This is a genomic window from Campylobacter sp. 2018MI13 (assembly GCF_018501135.1).
Classification (GTDB): Bacteria; Campylobacterota; Campylobacteria; order Campylobacterales; family Campylobacteraceae; genus Campylobacter_E.
In genome coordinates this window covers 1-3,198 of record NZ_JAHCZC010000120.1, presented here as the reverse complement: position 1 = coordinate 3,198, position 3,198 = coordinate 1, and the positions used below count along the sequence as shown (strand labels likewise).

Sequence of the window (3,198 nt, the reverse complement as noted above, 5' to 3'; positions counted from 1 at the left end):
TTATTTGGGGTTTTAAAAATAAACAATTTACCGAAAATAATGGCTTTTTAGAATTAAATGATAGAGAAGAAGCATTAAATGATGCAATTATTTTAGAACAAAGAAAAATGGAATTAAAAAATATGAAAAAGGCTTTATTTTTAGATAGAGATGGAGTAATTAATAAGGATTTTTCTTATGTTTATGAATTAGAAAAATTAGTATTTATGCCTAATATTTTTGAGATAGTTAAATTCTTTCAAGATAAAGATTATTTGATTTTTATAATTACAAATCAAAGTGGAGTAGGGCGTGGGTATTTTACAAAAGAGCAAATGGATATTTTTAACGAAGCTATTTTAAATGAGTTTAAAAATCATAAAATTAATATAAGTAAAATTTATTCTTGTTTGCATATACCTAGTGATAATTGTGAATGTAGAAAACCAAAAGCTGGTCTTATTTTACAAGCAGCTAAAGAATTTAATTTAGATTTATTTAATTCAATTTTTATAGGCGATAAAGTAAGTGATATGCAAGCGGCTATAAATGCAAATATCAATAATCGTTATTTGTTTAATGAAGATTTAAAAGAATTTGAATATTGTAAAAAAGTGAATAATTTATTAGATATAAAAAAGGACTATGAATGAAAAATATTAAAGCTTTAGTAATTGGAGATTTAATACACGATATTTATGTTTTCGCAAATTGCACTAGAATTAGTCCAGAAGCACCAGTTCCAGTAATCACTCCTAAAAGTGAGAAAAAAGTCTTAGGTGGTATGGCAAATGTGGCTAATAATCTTGCAAAATTAGGTGCAAATGTTAGTATTTTAAGTGTTATTGGAGATGATGATAGTGCTAAATTTATTGAAAGTGAATTGCAAAAACAAAATATAACTTGCCATATAATTAAGCAAAAAGATAGAAAAACTTCTACAAAAACTCGTATTTTTGGCTCAAATCAGCAAATAGTTAGAATAGATATAGAAAGTACAGAGCAAATTAGCGATAAATTAGCTGATGAATTATTTGATAAAATACGCAATGATAAATATGATGTAATTATTTTTAGTGATTATGATAAAGGAGTTGTTAGTCCTTATTTAGCACAAAAAATAATTAAATTTGCAAAAGATAGTAATACTTTAAGTCTAGCAGACCCTAAGAAAGATTTTTATAAGTTTAAAGGTATAGATTTAATAACACCTAATTACAAAGAAGCTTGTGAATTTTTAGGTAATTTTAATGAATATGATGATGGTATATTATTAAAATCATTAGAAAAATTACAAAAAGAATTGGATTTAAAAATACCATTAATTACTTTAGGTAGCAATGGAATTGCTGCTGTTTATGATAATAAATTAAATCGCCATTATGCTTTAGCTAAAGAAGTTTTTGATGTAACCGGTGCTGGAGATAGCGTGATTTCATCATTATCATTTTTCTTAGCGAATGATTTTAATATTAGTAAAAGTATAGATTTAGCTAATAAAGCTGCTGCTATTGTTGTAGGTAAGATAGGGGCTGTTAGCGTAGGGCTTGATGAGATTATAAATTTTGATAATGAATTTTATAAATTTAAAAATATAGATGAGATTAAACAACTTAGTAAAGGTAAAAAAATAGTTTTTACCAATGGCTGTTTTGATATTTTGCATTACGGGCATCTTAGTTATTTAAGAGCAGCTAAGGAGTTAGGAGATATTTTAGTTGTTGGTTTAAATTCTGATGAAAGTATTAAGAGATTAAAAGGTGAAAATAGACCAATTAATAATATAATGACTAGAAAAGCTATGATGTGTGCTTTAGAATTTGTAGATTATGTTTGTGAATTTAGTGAAGATACGCCAATTAATTTAATTAAAACTTTAGAGCCTGATATATTGGTAAAAGGTGCTGATTATGAAGGAAAAGAAGTTGTTGGCTCATCATATGCAAAAGAAGTAAAATTAATAGAATTTAAAACAGGATATTCAACCACAAATATTATAGAAAAAATAAAGGAGTTATATGTTAAATAAATTAAAAAATGAGTTAAACGAGCACAAAAAAGCTTATGATAATATTAATGAAGAGTATTTAAAAGATATTATTCAAGTAGCTGATATTATAAAAAAAGCTTTGGAAAATGGTAAAAAATTATTGATTTTTGGCAATGGTGGTAGTGCTGCAGATGCCCAACATTTTGCAGCCGAACTTAGTGGAAGATATAAATGTGAGCGTAATGGTCTTAGTGCTATTGCACTTAGCACAGATACTTCAGCACTAACTGCAATCGGTAATGATTATGGCTATGAATATGTGTTTAGTAGGCAAGTAAATGCTATTGCTAAAAGTGAAGATATAGTGTTTGGTATAAGCACTAGCGGGACTAGTAAAAATGTTATTTTAGCACTTGAAGAAGCTAGAAAAATTGGTTGCAAATGCGTTTTATTAGCTAGTGAAAAATTAGAAAATAGTCCGTATTTTGCCCTAAAAGCACCTAGTAAGGATACGCCAAGAATACAAGAAATTCATATTTTCACAATACATTGTATTTGTGAAATACTAGATAATTATTTTAAAGATAAATAAGGTTTGAGCTTAAAGCTCAAACTAAATTATGATTTTTAGCTAGCCTTAACGCTGTTATAAATTCTTTTAATTGTTTAATATTTCCTATGCTAATTCTATTTAATAAAGGATAATTATCTATAGGTCTTCCAACTATTATCCCGCATTCTTTCATAAAATCAGCATATTTTGTGCTTTTAATTTCGTGTAAAATAAAGTTAGTATGAGATTTAAAATATTTTATATTTAAAGTTTCAAATTCATTTTCTAATAAAGCTTTATTATCGTTAATAATTTTTCTTGTAGTTTTTGCAAAGTCTTTTTGTTTTAGGGCAAAAATCGCACACTCTAAAGCAAAAGCATTAATAGCATCAGGACTAAAAAAATCTTTTAAAATCGTTATTAATTTATTATGAGCTATCCCATATCCAACTCTTAAACCTGCTAATGAATACATTTTAGAAAATGTTCTAATATGTAAAATATTTGGATTTTTTGCAAATTCTAAACTATAAAAATCATCAGCAAATTCACAATAAGCCTCATCTAAAAGCATATATACATTATCTTTACAAATTGAGTTTAATTCATTTAAATCTTTCTTGCTTAGCATTAGGCCTGTTGGATTGTTTGGATTTACAATATAGATTATATTTAT

The 3,198-nt window shown here is 26.2% G+C and carries 4 protein-coding genes; 3 read left to right on the top strand and 1 reads right to left on the bottom strand.

Annotated features, from left to right (window positions below; all coding sequences use genetic code 11):
- The first annotated feature begins 122 nt into the window (after positions 1-122).
- From KJQ99_RS09035 to KJQ99_RS09025, 3 genes are read left to right on the top strand one after another with little or no spacing between them, the layout of a single operon-like run.
- Entirely contained in the window at positions 123-632 is a 510-nt protein-coding gene (locus KJQ99_RS09035; RefSeq protein ID WP_214150611.1) for a D-glycero-alpha-D-manno-heptose-1,7-bisphosphate 7-phosphatase, read from the top strand.
- Complete coding sequence (rfaE2, locus tag KJQ99_RS09030; RefSeq protein ID WP_214150610.1) at positions 629-2,008, top strand: D-glycero-beta-D-manno-heptose 1-phosphate adenylyltransferase; 1,380 nt, start codon at positions 629-631, stop codon at positions 2,006-2,008. The genes KJQ99_RS09035 and rfaE2 overlap by 4 nt, the downstream gene beginning before the upstream one ends.
- A complete protein-coding gene (locus KJQ99_RS09025; protein WP_214118550.1) occupies positions 1,998-2,561 on the top strand; it encodes a D-sedoheptulose-7-phosphate isomerase in 564 nt (187 codons plus the stop codon). The genes rfaE2 and KJQ99_RS09025 overlap by 11 nt, the downstream gene beginning before the upstream one ends.
- A 16-nt stretch (positions 2,562-2,577) precedes the next feature.
- Here KJQ99_RS09025 and KJQ99_RS09020 read toward each other — a convergent pair.
- A partial coding sequence (locus KJQ99_RS09020) for an aminotransferase class I/II-fold pyridoxal phosphate-dependent enzyme (RefSeq protein WP_214150609.1) occupies positions 2,578-3,198 on the bottom strand: 621 nt, incomplete at its 5' end.